This window comes from Actibacterium mucosum KCTC 23349 (assembly GCF_000647975.1).
Classification (GTDB): domain Bacteria; phylum Pseudomonadota; class Alphaproteobacteria; order Rhodobacterales; family Rhodobacteraceae; genus Actibacterium; species Actibacterium mucosum.
On sequence record NZ_JFKE01000004.1, the window covers coordinates 393649 to 408871 of the forward strand.

Below are 15223 nucleotides of genomic sequence, written 5' to 3' on the forward strand. Positions count from 1 at the left end.
TTATTCGGCAGCCGGTGTGTCGTTGGGGGTCTCGGACGGTTCTTCAACCGTTTTCGGTGCCTCGGAAGCCGCGGCCGTCGTCTTTTTGCGCGGGGCACGGCGACGTGGGGCGGGTTTGTTTTCCGGGGTCTCTACCACAAGGCTGTCGGCAGGTTCTTCGCCCGCTGTGTCCAGCGCGATAACCTCAGCCTCGGGCTGTGGGGCGGGTTCGGCGGGCTTTTGTTCTGCCTGCTGCTGTTCGCGTTGTTCGCGCTGCTGCTGTTGCTGCTGCTGACGCTCGCGGTTCTGCGCCTCTTGCTGTTCGCGGCGGGCTTCCTGCTCGCGCTGTGCTTCGCCCAGCAGGCGGGCGTAATGCTCGGCATGTTGTTGGAAGTTCTCGGCGGCAACACGGTCATTGGACAAGGTGGCGTCACGGGCCAACTGGTTGTACTTGTCAATGATTTGCTGCGGGGTGCCGCGCACCTTGCCCTCGGGGCCCGAGCTGTCGAACACACGGTTGACAATATTCCCGACCGAGCGCGAACGGTTGTTCTTTGACCGCGAACGTGACTTGGATGATCTCATGTTTTCTTGGTTCCAGCCTTATCTTGGCTATCCCGACCCGTTCGGCGCCTCTTGCGCTGATGAAAAACGCAGGTCTGGGACTTTCTGGCTAACAACGCGGAGGATGCTTGAGCATCCGATCACGCGCCCTTTTGAGTAAACATGGCAATGGGTTCAAGACAAGTAAAAAAATGGGCACCCGGCGCGAAAAACACCAGTTTGCACCCTATTGGCCACGTTTTGGGGCTTATCCGGGCGCCTTTGCGGCAACAACCCGGTCCCTGCCATCCAGATCGTTATGAACGGTGATCGTTTCAAGACCCGCGCGTTGCATCATGGCGCAAACAGCTGTGGCCTGGGTTGGACCGATTTCAACCATCAGGTGCCCTCCGGGAGCCAGATGCGCTGGTGCGCTGTCACAGATGGTACGGTAAGCGGACAAGCCGTCACCCTCGTCGGTAAGGGCCATACGCGGTTCGTGTTCGCGCACTTCGGGTTGCAGGGCCTGCATCTCGTCCAAAGCGATGTAGGGCGGGTTGGAAACAATCAGATCAAACCTGCCCGTGACGCGCAGGAACCAGTCGCTTTGGCGCAGGTCCGCCCGGGTGGACAGACCCAATGCCTTGGCATTTTCACGTGCAATGCAGAGGGCGGCATCCGACAGATCGGTCCCCAACCCCGTCGCCTCTGCGCGTTCGGCCAGCAATGTCAGCAGGATCGCCCCTGTGCCGGTGCCAAGGTCCAGCACCTTTGTGAACGCGACCTGAAGGGCGGCGGCAATCAGTGTTTCCGTTTCCGGGCGCGGGTCCAGAACGTCGGACGAAACGCGAAACGTGCGGCCATAAAAAGCGCGATGCCCAACGATATGGCTGAGCGGTTCGCGCGCAGCACGACGGGCGGCCATTGCCAGAGCGGCCTTTTGAACGTCGGCATTCAGCGGATCGCCAGCCGCCAAGGTCAACCTTGACCTGTCAACGCCCAACACTGCGGCCATGATGATCCGCGCATCACGCGGCGCATCCGGAATGTTGGCAGCGTTCAGATGGTCGATCAGGGCGCGCAGTCCGTCCTGGACCCTCACCCCTCCATCTCCGCCAGTTTACGAGCCTGGTCGTCGGTGATCAGGGCGTCGATCACCTCGTCCAGTTCACCGGTCATCACCTGATCCAGCTTGTAAAGCGTCAGGTTGATGCGGTGATCCGTCATGCGGCCCTGCGGGAAGTTGTAGGTGCGGATGCGTTCGGACCGGTCGCCCGAGCCGACCTGGCTCTTGCGATCGGCGCTGCGTTCGTCGTCGATGCGCTGACGTTCCAGATCGTAAAGCCGGGTGCGCAGGACCTGCATGGCGATGGCGCGGTTCTGGTGCTGTGATTTCTCGGAACTGGTGACAACAATCCCGGTGGGAATATGGGTGATGCGCACGGCGGAATCGGTGGTGTTCACGTGCTGCCCGCCCGCGCCCGAGCTGCGCATCGTGTCGATGCGGATATCGGTGGCGGGGATGTCGATATCGACCTCCTCGGCCTCGGGCAACACGGCCACGGTGGCCGCCGAGGTATGGATGCGCCCGCCGCTTTCGGTGGTGGGCACGCGCTGCACCCGGTGCACGCCGCTTTCGTATTTCAGCCGGGCAAAGACGCCGTCGCCTTGCACATTTGCAACAACCTCTTTGATCCCGCCCAGCTCGCTTTGCGTTTCTTCAAGGATGTTCAGCTTCCACCCGCGCCCCTCGGCATAGCGTTGATACATGCGCAGCAGGTCGCCGGCGAACAGGGCCGCCTCGTCCCCACCGGTGCCGGGGCGGATCTCGATAATGGCGGGGCGGGCGTCGGCGGCGTCCTTGGGGATCAGCGCCAGTTGCAGCGCCTCTTCGGTGCCGGGCAGCCGGGCTTGCAGCTCGGGCAGTTCCTCCTGCGCCAGCTCGCGCATCTCGGGGTCGTCCAGCATCGCCTCGGCCTCGGCAATGTCATCGAGCAACTGGCGATATGCGGCGATCTGTTCGGCCACCGGCTTCAGCTCGGCATATTCGCGGCTGATCTGGGCGAAGTCCGCCATGTCCCCCGCGGCCAGCTTGGCCTCGAGAAACTGGAAACGCTGGGTGATCTGATCGAGTTTTTCAAACGGAACCATGGGGTTGTTTTGCGCAAGGGCACGGCGGGGTCAAGGGGGATGCGACAGGACGGGCGATGTGATATGCTTGGCACATGATGCGTGTTTTCTTTGTTCTTTTGCTGATGGCTGCACCTGGGTTGGCGGATGTGACCAGCCCCTCGGGCAAAACGGTCGACTGCTATTGCACCGACACCGCCGGTGGTCGGGTTGAGTTAGGGCAGAGCATTTGTCTGTACGTGGATGGCCGCGCGTTCATGGCGCGCTGCGAGATGTCGCTGAACAACCCGATGTGGCGGCCCACAGGGGATGGCTGCCTAAACTCGGGCCTGCCGCAAAGCCTGCAACCAGTTCTGGATTCGGTTCCGGTTAACGCCCAAATCTGAGCGGCCCAGTACCAGATGCCCCTCGATCACCAGCCGGTCATCGATCAGGGCGATGTTTGTGACATCGGGAAACCCCCAAAAGGTTGACCGCGTCACAAAGCTCAGGTGCCTGTCTTCCAGCGATCCGGCCAGGCCCACGGTACGCGGCGTATCCTGGATCAGCGCGGCAAGGCGGGCCAGGTCCTGGATCGCCGGATCGGCGCTGTTCAGCACCGCGGCAAACCCGCCCGGCGCCGGGTATTCCCCAACATCGCGCAGCTCGGGCCGCTTGTGCCATTTCTCGGCGTCGATCTTGTAAAGGCGCACCCAGGCCATTGCGGCCAACAGCGCAATAAGCGCCAGAATTGTCAGCGTTTTCATTTATTTGCCTTTCTGGCCAGCGCCCCAAAGGCAAATCAGTTCTACTATCGCATGGGCACCTGCAATGGCCGTGGCCCCTGTGGAGTCAAATGGCGGCGAGACCTCAACCACGTCGCCCCCAACCATGTTGATCCCGGCCAGCCCGCGCAAGATTGCAGCCGCCTGCGCCGAGCTGAGCCCTCCCCAGACGGGCGTACCGGTGCCCGGCGCAAAGGCAGGGTCCAACGCGTCGATGTCAAAGGTCACATAGGCCGGGGTGTCACCGACAATGTCGCGGATTTGCTTGGCAATTTCTGCCGGTGTCGACGCGTGCACGGCGGGTGCATCGATGACGTGCACGCCCATCGTGTCGGGGTTCGACGTGCGGATGCCCACCTGCACCGATCGCGACGGGTCAACCACACCGGACTTCACCGCCTTGTAGAACATCGTGCCATGGTCAATCCGGTTCATGTCGTCATCGGCCCATGTGTCGGAATGCGCGTCGAACTGGATCAGGCTGAGAGGCCCAAATTTCGCCGCGTGGGCCTGCAGGATCGGAAAGCTGACATAGTGGTCGCCGCCCATTGCAATGCAGGCTGTTCCGGCATCCAGAATGGTGGCGACATGATCGCGCAGTGCTTTGGGGAAAGCCGGAACATTTGCATAATCAAAGGCCACATCGCCGTAGTCGATGATCTGAAACGCCTCGAACGGATTCAGATTCCAGCCATAGGGGGCGTCGGCGGCCTGCAGGGCGCTGGCCTCGCGTATCGCGCGGGGGCCAAGCCGCGTGCCAGGCCGGTTTGTGACGGCCTGGTCGAAGGGTACGCCCGTGATGGCCAAATCCACCCCGTCCAGATCTTTGCCATACGACCGGCGCAGAAAGCTTGTGACGCCGGCAAAAGTGTTCTCATTCGACATCCCGCGATTTCCAGAGGTCAGCGCCGTGTCCACCTGTGATTTCGCGTCATTCATCGCCATAAGGCACCTGCTGTCAGTCAAATTCCCGGGTTACATCATAGTCATATATCCACCGCAGCCGGTTTGTCAGCACTTGCGGCGCAATGCGACCCAACGTGCGCAAAACCACCTGCGCCGCCAGCCGTTTGGGCGGGAAAGAGATGTGGAAGTTCCGGGCGTTGGCAGCGGCAGCATCAACAAGCCGCGCGGTCCGCGGAGCACGCGCTGCCTGATAGGCCGCAAGGGCCTGCCCGGTTTCAGGGGTCGAGGACAGCGCAGCAGCCAACGCCCAAGCATCCTCGATCGCCATATTTGCGCCCTGGGCCAGGAACGGCAGGGTCGGATGGGCCGCATCACCCAGAATCGCCGCATGCTGGTTGTGCCATTTTGGGGCCACCGGGTGGCGGAACAGCCCCCACAGATGCACTTGTTCAGCCCGCTCCAACACCGCACGCAGGCGCGGGTTGAAACTGGCGAAGGCCGCGCGCAGGTTGGCGGGATCATCGGCGTGAGACCAGCTTTCGGCGACCCAATCGCTGCGCTCTTCTACCGCAACCACGTTCAGCAACTTGCCCTCGCGCAGCGGATAAGTAACGGCATGCCGCCCCGGCCCCATATAGAGTGTTGCCTGTGCGGGCACATCTTGATCTGCGGGCACCAAAGCGCGCCAGGCCACCTGACCAGTGAAACGTGGCTTTGACGGGCCATTCAGATGAGTGCGGACCTTTGAATGCAACCCATCGGCCCCGATCAACAGATCGGGACGGCATTGCGCACGTTGCAAAGTTGTAAGCAACAACCCACGATCATCCTCGGTCACGGTATCAACCTGCTGTAGCAGCTTGATCTGCACCCCGGCGGCCCGCACAGCTTTTTCCAGCATCGCCAGAAGGTCCGCCCGATGCACGAAATGGTAGTTGGTCGTGGGCAGCAGCGTGACCTTGCGGTCACTTGGCCCGTCACGCAGTTCAATCGCGTTGGCCGCTACGCCGATCTTTGCAAGATCCGGGCCCAGCCCCAGCGCGTGCAGAACAGCCGCGCCGTTGGGTGAAATCTGCAACCCCGCGCCAACCTCGCGCAGCGCTTCGGACTGTTCCAGCACCCGCACCTGCGCCCCGCGCATAGCCAGTGCCAAAGCCGCCGTCAGCCCGCCAATCCCGGCCCCGACGATGGTAATGTTACGGCCGATCAGCATGCCTGCCCTTTGGTTGCAAAAACGGCCGGGGCGGTGGGGCCCCGGCCGTGTTTTTGTTTCAAACCGACCGTCGGGTCAGTCGTCGCGATGTACCCGCTCGCGGCGCTCGTGACGCTCTTGCGCCTCAAGGCTCAACGTGGTTGTCGGACGTGCATCCAATCGCTTCAGCGAGATCGGCTCGCCAGTATCCTGACAATAGCCATATTCACCTTCTTCGATCCGGCGCAGCGCGCTGTCGATCTTGCCGACCAGCTTGCGCTGTCGGTCGCGAATGCGCAGTTCCAACGCACGATCGGTCTCTTCGCTGGCACGGTCGGCAATATCGGGGATATTGCGGGTGCCATCTTGCAGGCCTTCGATGGTTGTTTTGCTTTCATCCAGCAGCTCACCCTTGAGGGCATTGAGCTTGCGCCGGAAATACTCAAGTTGACGCTCGTTCATGAACGGTTCGTCTTCAGCCGGACGGTAATCATCGGGCAAGAAAACTTCGGCTTTCATACCTGCTCCCTTTCGCAGGCCGGGACCACGACCATAAGTACAAAGTCGGTCACGCGGCTGTCCTGCCGGTGCGTTTATCGGAACATCTGGACATTGTCACTAGCCAATAGTCCGCTTAAAGGGAATTTGTACTGGCCCATGTCCGGCTGGGGGAACAATGTTTAGTGGAACGGAAACATTATGAAATTTTCGGGTACCCAGACCTATGTGGCCACCGATGATCTGACCGTTGCGGTCAATGCTGCCGTAACGTTAGAACGGCCTTTGTTGGTAAAAGGCGAGCCCGGCACCGGCAAAACCGAGCTGGCGCGGCAGGTCGCCGCCGAATTCGGGGTGCCGATTCTGGAATGGCACATCAAATCGACAACCCGCGCCGCGCAAGGTCTGTATGAATACGACGCGGTCAGCCGCCTGCGCGACAGCCAGCTGGGCGATGAACGGGTCAACGACGTGGCCAATTACATCCGCAAAGGCAAGCTGTGGCAGGCGTTCGAGGCGGGCGAACGCGTGGTGCTGCTGATCGACGAGATCGACAAGGCGGATATCGAGTTTCCCAACGACCTGCTGCAGGAACTCGACCGGATGGAGTTCCACGTCTACGAGACCGGCGAGACGGTGAAGGCCAAGCAGCGTCCCATCGTGATCATCACCTCGAACAACGAGAAAGAACTGCCTGACGCCTTTCTGCGTCGCTGCTTTTTCCACTATATCCGCTTTCCCGACGAAGAGACCCTGCGCCGAATCGTTGAGGTGCATCACCCCGGAATCAAGCCAGCGCTTCTGACAACGGCCCTGACGCAATTCTACGAAATCCGGGAAACTCAAGGACTTAAGAAGAAGCCGTCCACATCCGAAGTTCTGGATTGGTTGAAACTTCTGCTGGCCGAAGACCTGAGCGCCGAGGATCTGAAGGCGGATGCAAGCTCTGCCCTACCCCGTTTGCATGGCGCATTGTTGAAGAATGAGCAGGATGTTCAGCTGTTTGAGCGGTTAGCGTTTATGGCTCGGAACCAACGCCGTTAATTTGCCACAATCGCGCCGCATTCCGGTCATGACCCGCAACCAATCGTCAGCGAGCAGATCGAATTTCTGATAAACTTTAGCTATCGAGCCCTTGGGGGGAGACCAGTTTGAACTTGCGAATCCGCGCTATCGCCGAAGGTGACCGCGCCCACTGGGGCCGACTCTGGCGGGACTACTTGGCGTTTTATGACACCGAACTGCCTGAACCTGTCTATGACAGCACATTCGCACGGCTGATCGGCGATGATCCGCAGGATTTCAACGGTTTGATTGCAGAACTGGACGACCGGCCCGTGGGGCTGGCACATTTCCTTTACCATCGCCACGGGTGGAAGGTTGAAAACACGTGCTATCTGCAAGACCTTTACGCAGACCCCGACATACGGGGTCAGGGCGTGGGACGTGCGTTGATCGAGGCGGTCTATGCCCGTGCGGACGCGGCCGGAGCGCCGTCGGTTTATTGGCTGACGCAGGAATTCAATACACAAGCCCGGCAGCTTTATGACCGGGTCGGGGTTCTGACCCCTTTCGTGAAATACAATCGTGTGTAATTGGTGAACGCTATGACAAGAAAACTGCTGATCCTGCCGCTGCTGCTTTTGATGGCGGCCTGTGCTGCGCCCTCGCCCGAGGTTGCCGCGCGGAAAACAGCCTTGGACGCTTTGCCGCCAATGAAAACATTCGTGACGCCGGTGACAACGCCGCCAGGACGGTCAAACACGGATATTGCGCGCGATTTCCTGGATTTGTCCTTCCGAATGGAAAGCGGCCGGGTCCTGCCGTTTATGACCCGGTTCGAGGGACCGGTAACCGTGCGTGTCGCAGGCAATGCCAGCACGTCGCTGAACCGCGACTTGAACACGCTGATCAACCGTTTGCGCACCGAGGCTGCCATCGATATCCGACGCGCGCGCAGTGGTGAGCAGGCGAATATCACGGTGCAGGCCCTGCCGCGCGCCGAGCTGCAGCGGCTGGTGCCGCAGGCCGCTTGTTTCGTTGCCCCCAATGTGTCCAGCTGGTCCGAGTATCGCCGGACCCGCCGCAGCTCGGCGGTGGATTGGACCTTGCTACGGTCGCGCGAGCGTATCGCCGTCTTTTTGCCATCGGATGTCAGCCCGCAGGAAACCCGTGACTGCCTGCACGAAGAGATCGCACAGGCTCTGGGCCCGCTGAACGACCTGTATCGCCTGTCCGACAGTGTTTTCAACGACGACAATTTCCACGCCGTTCTAACAGGCTTCGACATGCTGATCCTGCGTGCCTATTACGCGCCGGAAATGCGTAACGGCACAACCCGCGCACAGGCGGCAGCCATCCTGCCGGCGCTGCTGAACCGGTTGAACCCGGCAGGGGCACGCATCGCATCGCGCCCGGTCAAGGCCACTCCTCGCGCCTGGATTAACGCCATGGAGACCGCATTGGGGCCGGGCGTATCGCAGGCCAATCGTATCCGCGCCGCTCTTGCCGCCATCGAAATCGCGCAGAACGAAGGGTTGAACGACACGCGCCTCGCGTTCAGCCAGTTCGCCCTTGGTCGGCTTGCGCTTGGGGGCGACGTCAAGACCGCGCTGAACGCTTTTGTCTCGGCCGAAGCGACCTATGCCAACCTGCGCGGCGCGGGCATTCACCGCGCGCATGTCACCATGCACCTGGCGGCGTTTACGCTGTCGTCGGGGCAATCGCAGGCCGCGCTGGACATGATCAACGCCAATTTGCGTACGGTCGCGGCGGCTGAAAACGCCTCGCTTCTGGCGACGATGCTGATGATCAAGGCCGAGGCGCTGGATGCACTGGGCCGTGGTGCCGAGGCGAAATCGGTTCGGCTCGACAGCCTTGGCTGGGCGCGCTATGGGTTCGGCTCGGACCAGGAGGTGCGCACGCGCCTGCTGGACATTGTTGCCCTAAGCCCTGAAAGGCCCGCCGGATGATCTTTCTGCCCCTTGCCGCGATTGGTGCAATCTATGGAGCGTTGCAGGCCCGTCGCCGAAAAGGGAATGGCTTTGACATTGCCCAATTCGCCATTGGGTACGCCATTGCCTTTGGCCTGATCGGTCTGTTGGCAACGGTTGTGCTTGACCGGATGTTCTAAGTGTTCCTGCCCTTCTACCATTCGCTGCGCGACGCCGGTTTGCCGGTTTCGCTGCGCGAGTTTCTGGGATTTCTGGAAGGTGTCAAATCGGGGCTGGTGACCTATGATCTGGACGGGTTTTATTACCTGGCCCGCGCCACGATGGTCAAAGATGAACGCCTGATCGACCGGTTCGATCGCGCCTTTGCAGCGGCGTTCAGCGGGTTGGAGACCTTTACCGAACAAGACGTGATGGAGGCGCTGGACCTTCCCTCCGATTGGCTGCGCAAACAGGCCGAAAAGGTGATGACGCCCGAAGAGATGGCCGAGATCGAGGCGCTGGGCGGGTTCGACAAACTGATGGAGGCGCTGCGCGAGCGCCTGAAGGAACAGGAAGGCCGCCACCAGGGCGGCAACAAGTGGATCGGCACCGCCGGCACCTCGCCCTTTGGCGCCTATGGCTATAACCCCGAAGGGGTGCGTATTGGCCAAAACGAAAGCCGCCACCAGCGCGCCACCAAGGTTTGGGACAAACGCGAGTTTCGCAATCTGGATGACACCGTGGAACTGGGCACGCGCAACATCAAGGTGGCGCTGAAACGGCTGCGCCAATGGGCCCGCGACGGCGCCAACGAAGAGTTGGACCTGGACGGCACCATCCGCGCCACCGCCGATCATGGTTATCTTGACGTCAAAACCCGCCCCGAACGCCGAAACGCGGTAAAGATCCTGCTGTTGCTGGATGTGGGCGGGTCGATGGACCCGCATATCAAACTGGTCGAAGAACTGTTTTCTGCTGCGCGGGCCGAGTTCAAGCATCTGGAATACTACTATTTCCACAACTGCGTCTACGAAGGCCTTTGGCGCGACAACAGCCGCCGCTGGAACGCGCAGACCCCCACATGGGAGGTGCTGAACACCTATGGGCGCGACTACAAATGCATCTTCGTGGGTGATGCCAGCATGTCCCCCTATGAGATCGCCGTGCCCGGTGGTGGGAACGAACATTGGAACGAAGAGGCCGGCGCGGTCTGGTTGCAACGCTTTACCGAGGCCTGGCCCGATCACCTGTGGCTAAACCCCCTGCCCGAGCGGCACTGGGGCTATACCCAGTCCGTGCACATGATTCAGCAGATATTTGTCGACCGAATGGTACCAATGACGCTGGACGGCATCGACCGCGGTATGCGCCTTCTTGGCCGCTAGTCCCTACCCCATTCGTTAACCAATATCGGCGGCATTCCTTGCAGCCCCTTAGCCAACCATTAACCTTAACCAGGCCGTTAAGGTTAATGCGTTTAAAGCGGAGGCAACCATGCCCGACTTTCCCCCGACGCCACCAAATCTGTTCATCGACGGCTCCGGCTATGTGCTGACATTCGCCGAAGAATTCTCAGGCACACCGGAATACTACATGGGGCACGGAACCGGCAGTATTTGGACCACCTCTTATGCCCCCCACCTGCATGACGGCCGCTGGGCACAGGCAAACACCGAAGGGCAGTTTTTTGTCGATCCTGACATGGTCGACTTGCCCAACGCCTTTGATGTTGCTGACGGGGCGCTGAGCATCAAGGCGTCCGCGCTTTCTGCCGAGCAGCAGGTTCTGGCTGACGGTCAGCTTTACAGCTCGGGGATCCTCACAACTGAACTGAGCTTTTCCGCCTCGTCCGGCTACGTGGAAATCCGCGCGGATGTGCCGGACGAGGTTGGTTTCCTGTCGGCCTTTTTCCTGCTTCCCGCCGACGGCGATTGGAGCGCCGAAATCGATGTGTTCGAGATATTGGGCGACGACACCGACACTGCATTTACCAACGTCTGGAACGACGGTGTGGGCGACGTCGAGGCCGTTACGGTCACCGGTTTGGGCGACGGGTATCACACCTATGGCTTGCGTTGGACTGATGAGATGATCCAGTGGTTCATCGACGGCGAATTGGTGCGCCAGGAAGCCAACACCGTCACCGAAGACATGTACCTGGCCACGGCTCTGATCGTTGACAGCGAGTGGACCGGCAGCCCGGACAGCACAACGGATTTCAACGACGGGCTGCGTATCGACTATATCCATGTTTACGAGCTGGAAAGCGATCCAAATCGGAACGACGCTATCGGGGATGCCACGGCGTTTGTCCCAATACCATACGGGAATGGCGATCTTGGCGGCACGCTGTTTGGCACACGTTGGGGCGACGTGATCGATGGTTTGGCCGGTGACGATGTCCTTTACGGGCGCGGCGGAGCGGATCAGCTTTGGGGTGGCGAGGGCACTGACACGTTGTTCGGGCAAAGCGGCGCAGACGCCCTGAACGGCGGTGCAGGCCGCGACAAGCTGGTGGGCGGTGATGGCGACGACACGCTAATCGGCGGCGCCGGGACTGATCATCTTTGGGGTGGCAGCTATAGCGCGGCAAGCGGGAACGACACCTTCGTTTTCTCCATCGGTGATGGCATGGATTTTGTGCACGATTTCAACGCCTTGACTGACCGCATCGACCTGTCCGGCTATGAAGTGGATATGACCTTACTGTCCGCGCATTTGCATGATCGCGGTTGGGCTGTCGAAATCAACCTTTCCGGCATAGGCGGTGACTCTGGCGATCGGGTGTTTCTGATCGGGGTTGAACTGGCAGATCTGAGCGTCGGGAATTTCGACTTTGACCTGTTGATCTAGCCGTTGCTTGCCGAATGCGCCGATCCGCCCCATATCTTGATGGATGTTAAAGCTTACACCCATTTTGCTGGCCGTCCTCTATGGCCTGATCATGTATCGCTTCTCGGTCTGGCGCACCACACGCGAGCTGGACGAGAAATCGGCCGAGCTGGCTGATCCGACCCTGCGCGCACTGGCCGCACGCATGGCCACGGCGCTGGATCTGCCGCGCATCAAGGTGCATATCTATGACATTGACGCGGTGAACGGATTGGCCGCGCCCGACGGGCGGATCTTCATCACCCGCGGCTTTTACCAGAAATACCGCGCAGGCGAGGTCAGCGCCGAAGAACTGGCCAGTGTCATTGCGCATGAACTGGGCCACGTGGCGCTGGGACATTCACGCCGCCGAATAATCGACTTTTCCGGCCAGAACGCCATGCGCGTGGCCTTGGGCATGATGCTGTCGCGGTTTCTGCCCGGGATTGGTGTGTATATCGCCAACGCGCTGACCACGCTTCTTGCGGCCCGATTGTCCCGGCAGGACGAGTTTGAAGCCGACGAATACGCTACCGCATTGCTGACCAAGGCTGGGATCGGGTCAGCGGCGCAGAAATCGATGTTCCGCAAGCTGCAAAAACTCACCGGTCAAGGCACGCCGATGGCAGCGTGGCTGATGAGCCACCCCAAGACCGAAGACCGGATTGCCGCCATTGAGGCCAATGAGGAGAAGTGGGCATAGGGCGCGGCACCTGAAAGGCTGCCGTCCGGTGACCGGCCATGACTTTCACCATTTACGCCAGCGCTTTACCCAGTCGCGGCAACCGCGCCCGTTTCAGCAGGGCGCGCAACGCGATCTCCTCCCCCGCCATGTCCTGAGCCGTGGCATGAACGTTGCGGGCCGTGTTTTCCACGGTGTCCGGGTGGGCGTGCCACAGGTCCATGATCCAAGCGTCAGGGCCCAGAAGTGTAACGCCCTCGTCCGCCAAGGTGCCACGCGGGAAGTCGCGGGCGTTGAACGTCAGCAGGGCATCGGCCGAGCCCGCAATGGCGGCGGCCAACACGTGCACATCATTGGGGTCGGGCAGATAGAGGCGCGCCTCGTCGGCGGCTTTGGGGTGCACTTCGGCGCGGGGCCAGTTGGCACGCAGCAGGGCGATCTCGGCCCGCGCCTGCATCTCGCCGGTATCGCCCAGCTTGCGCGCGGCGCGCGCCCATTCCTCGAGAATGCGCGGTGACCAAAGCGGTTGATAGAGCCCTTCGCGCGCCAATCCGATCAGAATCTCGCGCAGAACGGTGGGATATAGGACGCAGGCGTCCAGAACCACCTTCATGGCAGCAACCGGAAGAACAGCGCCTTCAGGTACCCGCTTTCGGCCAGTTGCGGCATCAGAGGATGGTCCGGCCCGGCAAAACCGGTATGGATCAACTGTGCTTGTCGACCGGCCCGCCCGATACCGCGCACCGAAGCGCCACGGAACTTCGCCAAGTCAGCCGCGTGCGAACACGAGCACAACCCCAGGAATCCACCCGGTTTCACCAGCGGTGCGGCGAGTCGAGCAATGCGTTCATAGGCGCGCAACCCGGCCTCAAGCGCGGGTTTCGACGGGGCAAAGGCAGGCGGGTCACAAATGACCACGTCAAACTGCGCGTTCTCGGCGGCAAGAGCGGCCAGAGTGTCAAAGGCGTCTCCCTTACGGGTAGAGAAACGGCCCGCCAACCCGGCGGCTTTGGCCCCGGATGTTGCAAGCTCCAACGCGGCGGCGGAACTGTCGACCGACAAGGCACTTGCCGCCCCGCCCGCCAATGCGGCAAGGGCAAAACCGCCGACATGCGAAAAGACATCCAACACTGCCGCATCTTTGGACAGGCTGGCCGCAAAGGCGTGATTGGGCCGCTGATCGAAAAACAGGCCGGTTTTTTGCCCGCCCATCAGATCAGCCATATAGGTGGCACCGTTCATCGGAACCGGCAAAGGGGCATCGACGCCGCCCGACATAACCAACGTTTCCTCGGGCAGGCCTTCCAGTCCGCGCGCGCGGCCGGTGCCGTTTTTGATCACGGTCTTTACCCCGGTTACCTCGGCCAGCGCAGTGTGGATTTGTTCGCACATCGCGTCAGCCCAAGCGGCGTTCGGCTGCATCACGGCAGCATCGCCAAACCGGTCAATCACCAGACCGGGCAGCCCATCCGCCTCGGCGTGCACCAAGCGATAGTAAGGTGCGTCAAACAGGTGTTGGCGCAGCGAAAACGCCGCCCGCAGACGCGCAATCAGCCAATCACTGTCCACAACAGCCTCGGGGTCGCGATCCAGCACCCGGCAGAAGATCTTGGAACCGGGGTTTACAGCAACCGTGGCCATAGGGCGCCGATCATTGTCCTGTAGCTGTGCGATGGCACCTGGCGCAATGGCCTTGGTACGACGGTCGGCGACCACTTCGTTGGCATAGACCCAGGGAAAGCCATGGCGGATGGCGCGGGCATTGGCCTTGGGCAACAGGCGGATCACGGGACGGTGTTGTTCTGTCATGGCGGCGTTCCTAGTGGCTTTGCCCCCCCGAGGAAAGACCACCGCAATAGAAAAGGGAGAGGCCGAAGCCCCTCCCCATCGTAAAACCGACTGACGCCAGTTATTCGATCAGTACGTTCAGTATTGAGCCAGCAGGTTCTCACGCTGCTGTGCCGGGATCGGTGTGGTGCGGAACAGTTCGTCCAGTTTGGCGACCACGTGATCGGTGATGCGCACCTTTTGAGTTTGGCCACGGCTCATGGCTTCCAGCGCGCGGGCACCGCCCAGGGCTTTGAACTCCATCTCGATCGCCTGCGGCTGCGTCAGGCGCTGGCCGGTTTCGGCGTCAACCAGCGACAGGTAATAGTGGATGTCATGCGTGCCACCAACGGTATAGCGCGTGCGCTCGGTCAAGGCATGGAAACGTGTCATCTGAATGTCGACAATAACGGGGCGCCCCTCGGTGTGGCCAGCGGCCGCACGTTCGGCTGCCGCCTGCATGATCACCTGCACCTGCTCGTGGCGGTTGCCAAAGGGATCTTCACGCCAAACGATATCTGCTTTGGGCAAAAAGCTGTTGGCTTCGGAAACCGACAGGTTTTGCGGCACACGAACGTTGACGCCGGTGATGTTGATCGGTGCGGCATAGGACTGCACAGCGGCCGGTGCCTGCGTCGCGGTCTGAAGTCCAACCGGCGCGTTCCGCGTTGCGGTGTCGACGCTGGCGCAGGCCGAGAGACCCAGCACAGCGGCAAGCATTGTGATCTTAGCAAGAGACATTGTGACCTCTCTTTCCAGCAAGATTGACGCAGTTCGCGCCTGTTGCTTTGGTTTCTGCAGGTCAATTGAGGCAAAATTGAGAAAAATTTTCTGCTATTCAAAGACTGTTTCCCTATTGGGAACAAATGGCAGGCAATGGTGCGCCATCGGGAACTGC

Annotated in this window: 18 protein-coding genes; 8 read left to right on the top strand and 10 right to left on the bottom strand. The window is 60.9% G+C overall.

From position 1 onward, the window contains the following. The 3 genes from ACMU_RS11215 to prfA all read right to left on the bottom strand — a co-directional run bounded on the left by ACMU_RS11215 (position 1) and on the right by prfA (position 2673). Complete coding sequence (locus ACMU_RS11215) at positions 1-564, bottom strand: DUF4167 domain-containing protein (protein ID WP_035259493.1); 564 nt, start codon at positions 562-564, stop codon at positions 1-3. Positions 565-790: 226 nt separating this feature from the next. Beyond that, positions 791-1624 (bottom strand): peptide chain release factor N(5)-glutamine methyltransferase, encoded by an 834-nt coding sequence (prmC, locus tag ACMU_RS11220; protein ID WP_035259495.1) that lies wholly within the window; start codon positions 1622-1624, stop codon positions 791-793. Continuing rightward, positions 1621-2673, bottom strand: a complete 1053-nt coding sequence (gene prfA, locus ACMU_RS11225; RefSeq protein WP_035259496.1) for a peptide chain release factor 1 — start codon at positions 2671-2673, stop codon at positions 1621-1623. Before prfA ends, prmC begins: the two co-directional genes overlap by 4 nt. A gap of 74 nt (positions 2674-2747) precedes the next feature. On the opposite strand from prfA, the gene ACMU_RS19080 reads away from it, so the two are divergent. After that, positions 2748-3038, top strand: a complete 291-nt coding sequence (locus ACMU_RS19080) for a hypothetical protein (protein WP_081805499.1) — start codon at positions 2748-2750, stop codon at positions 3036-3038. Here ACMU_RS19080 and ACMU_RS11230 read toward each other — a convergent pair. The 4 genes from ACMU_RS11230 to dksA all read right to left on the bottom strand — a co-directional run bounded on the left by ACMU_RS11230 (position 2970) and on the right by dksA (position 6033). After that, positions 2970-3398, bottom strand: a complete 429-nt coding sequence (locus ACMU_RS11230) for a DUF1499 domain-containing protein (protein WP_035259498.1) — start codon at positions 3396-3398, stop codon at positions 2970-2972. The genes ACMU_RS19080 and ACMU_RS11230 overlap by 69 nt on opposite strands. After that, positions 3399-4361: an agmatinase gene (gene speB / locus ACMU_RS11235; RefSeq protein WP_035259500.1), complete on the bottom strand. Its 963-nt coding sequence runs from the start codon at positions 4359-4361 to the stop codon at positions 3399-3401. It abuts the gene before it with no gap. Between the two features lie 13 nt (positions 4362-4374). Continuing rightward, entirely contained in the window at positions 4375-5535 is a 1161-nt protein-coding gene (locus ACMU_RS11240; RefSeq protein ID WP_035259501.1) for an FAD-dependent monooxygenase, read from the bottom strand. A gap of 75 nt (positions 5536-5610) precedes the next feature. Further along, entirely contained in the window at positions 5611-6033 is a 423-nt protein-coding gene (gene dksA, locus ACMU_RS11245) for an RNA polymerase-binding protein DksA (protein WP_035259502.1), read from the bottom strand. Positions 6034-6213: 180 nt separating this feature from the next. On the opposite strand from dksA, the gene ACMU_RS11250 reads away from it, so the two are divergent. From ACMU_RS11250 to ACMU_RS11275, 7 genes are all read left to right on the top strand, one after another. Then, positions 6214-7056, top strand: a complete 843-nt coding sequence (locus ACMU_RS11250) for an AAA family ATPase (RefSeq protein WP_035259504.1) — start codon at positions 6214-6216, stop codon at positions 7054-7056. Positions 7057-7163: 107 nt separating this feature from the next. Beyond that, the gene (locus ACMU_RS11255; protein ID WP_035259505.1) at positions 7164-7607 is read left to right on the top strand and encodes a GNAT family N-acetyltransferase; all 444 of its coding nucleotides are present in this window, start codon (positions 7164-7166) and stop codon (positions 7605-7607) included. A 12-nt stretch (positions 7608-7619) separates the two neighbouring features. Then, positions 7620-8984, top strand: coding sequence for a DUF2927 domain-containing protein (locus ACMU_RS11260; RefSeq protein ID WP_035259506.1), 1365 nt, complete (start codon positions 7620-7622; stop codon positions 8982-8984). After that, complete coding sequence (locus ACMU_RS19085) at positions 8981-9145, top strand: apolipoprotein acyltransferase (protein ID WP_081805500.1); 165 nt, start codon at positions 8981-8983, stop codon at positions 9143-9145. Before ACMU_RS11260 ends, ACMU_RS19085 begins: the two co-directional genes overlap by 4 nt. Then, positions 9146-10330, top strand: a complete 1185-nt coding sequence (locus ACMU_RS11265) for a vWA domain-containing protein (protein WP_035259508.1) — start codon at positions 9146-9148, stop codon at positions 10328-10330. Positions 10331-10439: 109 nt separating this feature from the next. Beyond that, positions 10440-11798: a family 16 glycosylhydrolase gene (locus ACMU_RS11270; RefSeq protein ID WP_035259509.1), complete on the top strand. Its 1359-nt coding sequence runs from the start codon at positions 10440-10442 to the stop codon at positions 11796-11798. Positions 11799-11841: 43 nt separating this feature from the next. Then, entirely contained in the window at positions 11842-12519 is a 678-nt protein-coding gene (locus ACMU_RS11275) for a M48 family metallopeptidase (RefSeq protein WP_035259510.1), read from the top strand. A gap of 52 nt (positions 12520-12571) precedes the next feature. Here the strand turns inward: ACMU_RS11275 and ACMU_RS11280 are convergent, their stop codons facing one another. From ACMU_RS11280 to ACMU_RS11290, 3 genes are all read right to left on the bottom strand, one after another. Next, on the bottom strand, positions 12572-13111 hold the full coding sequence (locus ACMU_RS11280) for an RSP_2648 family PIN domain-containing protein (RefSeq protein ID WP_035259512.1): 540 nt from the start codon (positions 13109-13111) through the stop codon (positions 12572-12574). After that, positions 13108-14307, bottom strand: a complete 1200-nt coding sequence (locus tag ACMU_RS11285) for an RSP_2647 family RNA methyltransferase (protein ID WP_035259514.1) — start codon at positions 14305-14307, stop codon at positions 13108-13110. Before ACMU_RS11285 ends, ACMU_RS11280 begins: the two co-directional genes overlap by 4 nt. A 117-nt stretch (positions 14308-14424) precedes the next feature. Next, positions 14425-15066 carry a DUF6778 family protein gene (locus ACMU_RS11290; protein WP_035259515.1) on the bottom strand — a complete coding sequence of 214 codons (642 nt, stop codon included), beginning with the start codon at positions 15064-15066 and terminating at the stop codon, positions 14425-14427. Positions 15067-15223: the final 157 nt, after the last annotated feature.

Coding starts and splice junctions, on each gene's coding strand:
- ACMU_RS11285 (WP_035259514.1), bottom strand. CDS start 14,307: ATGACAGAACAACACCGTCCCGTGATCCGCCTGTTGCCCAAGGCCAAT.
- prfA (WP_035259496.1), bottom strand. CDS start 2,673: ATGGTTCCGTTTGAAAAACTCGATCAGATCACCCAGCGTTTCCAGTTT.
- ACMU_RS19080 (WP_081805499.1), top strand. CDS start 2,748: ATGATGCGTGTTTTCTTTGTTCTTTTGCTGATGGCTGCACCTGGGTTG.
- ACMU_RS19085 (WP_081805500.1), top strand. CDS start 8,981: ATGATCTTTCTGCCCCTTGCCGCGATTGGTGCAATCTATGGAGCGTTG.
- ACMU_RS11215 (WP_035259493.1), bottom strand. CDS start 564: ATGAGATCATCCAAGTCACGTTCGCGGTCAAAGAACAACCGTTCGCGC.
- ACMU_RS11280 (WP_035259512.1), bottom strand. CDS start 13,111: ATGAAGGTGGTTCTGGACGCCTGCGTCCTATATCCCACCGTTCTGCGC.
- ACMU_RS11270 (WP_035259509.1), top strand. CDS start 10,440: ATGCCCGACTTTCCCCCGACGCCACCAAATCTGTTCATCGACGGCTCC.
- ACMU_RS11260 (WP_035259506.1), top strand. CDS start 7,620: ATGACAAGAAAACTGCTGATCCTGCCGCTGCTGCTTTTGATGGCGGCC.
- speB (WP_035259500.1), bottom strand. CDS start 4,361: ATGGCGATGAATGACGCGAAATCACAGGTGGACACGGCGCTGACCTCT.
- ACMU_RS11250 (WP_035259504.1), top strand. CDS start 6,214: ATGAAATTTTCGGGTACCCAGACCTATGTGGCCACCGATGATCTGACC.
- dksA (WP_035259502.1), bottom strand. CDS start 6,033: ATGAAAGCCGAAGTTTTCTTGCCCGATGATTACCGTCCGGCTGAAGAC.
- ACMU_RS11290 (WP_035259515.1), bottom strand. CDS start 15,066: ATGTCTCTTGCTAAGATCACAATGCTTGCCGCTGTGCTGGGTCTCTCG.
- ACMU_RS11230 (WP_035259498.1), bottom strand. CDS start 3,398: ATGAAAACGCTGACAATTCTGGCGCTTATTGCGCTGTTGGCCGCAATG.
- ACMU_RS11275 (WP_035259510.1), top strand. CDS start 11,842: ATGTTAAAGCTTACACCCATTTTGCTGGCCGTCCTCTATGGCCTGATC.
- ACMU_RS11240 (WP_035259501.1), bottom strand. CDS start 5,535: ATGCTGATCGGCCGTAACATTACCATCGTCGGGGCCGGGATTGGCGGG.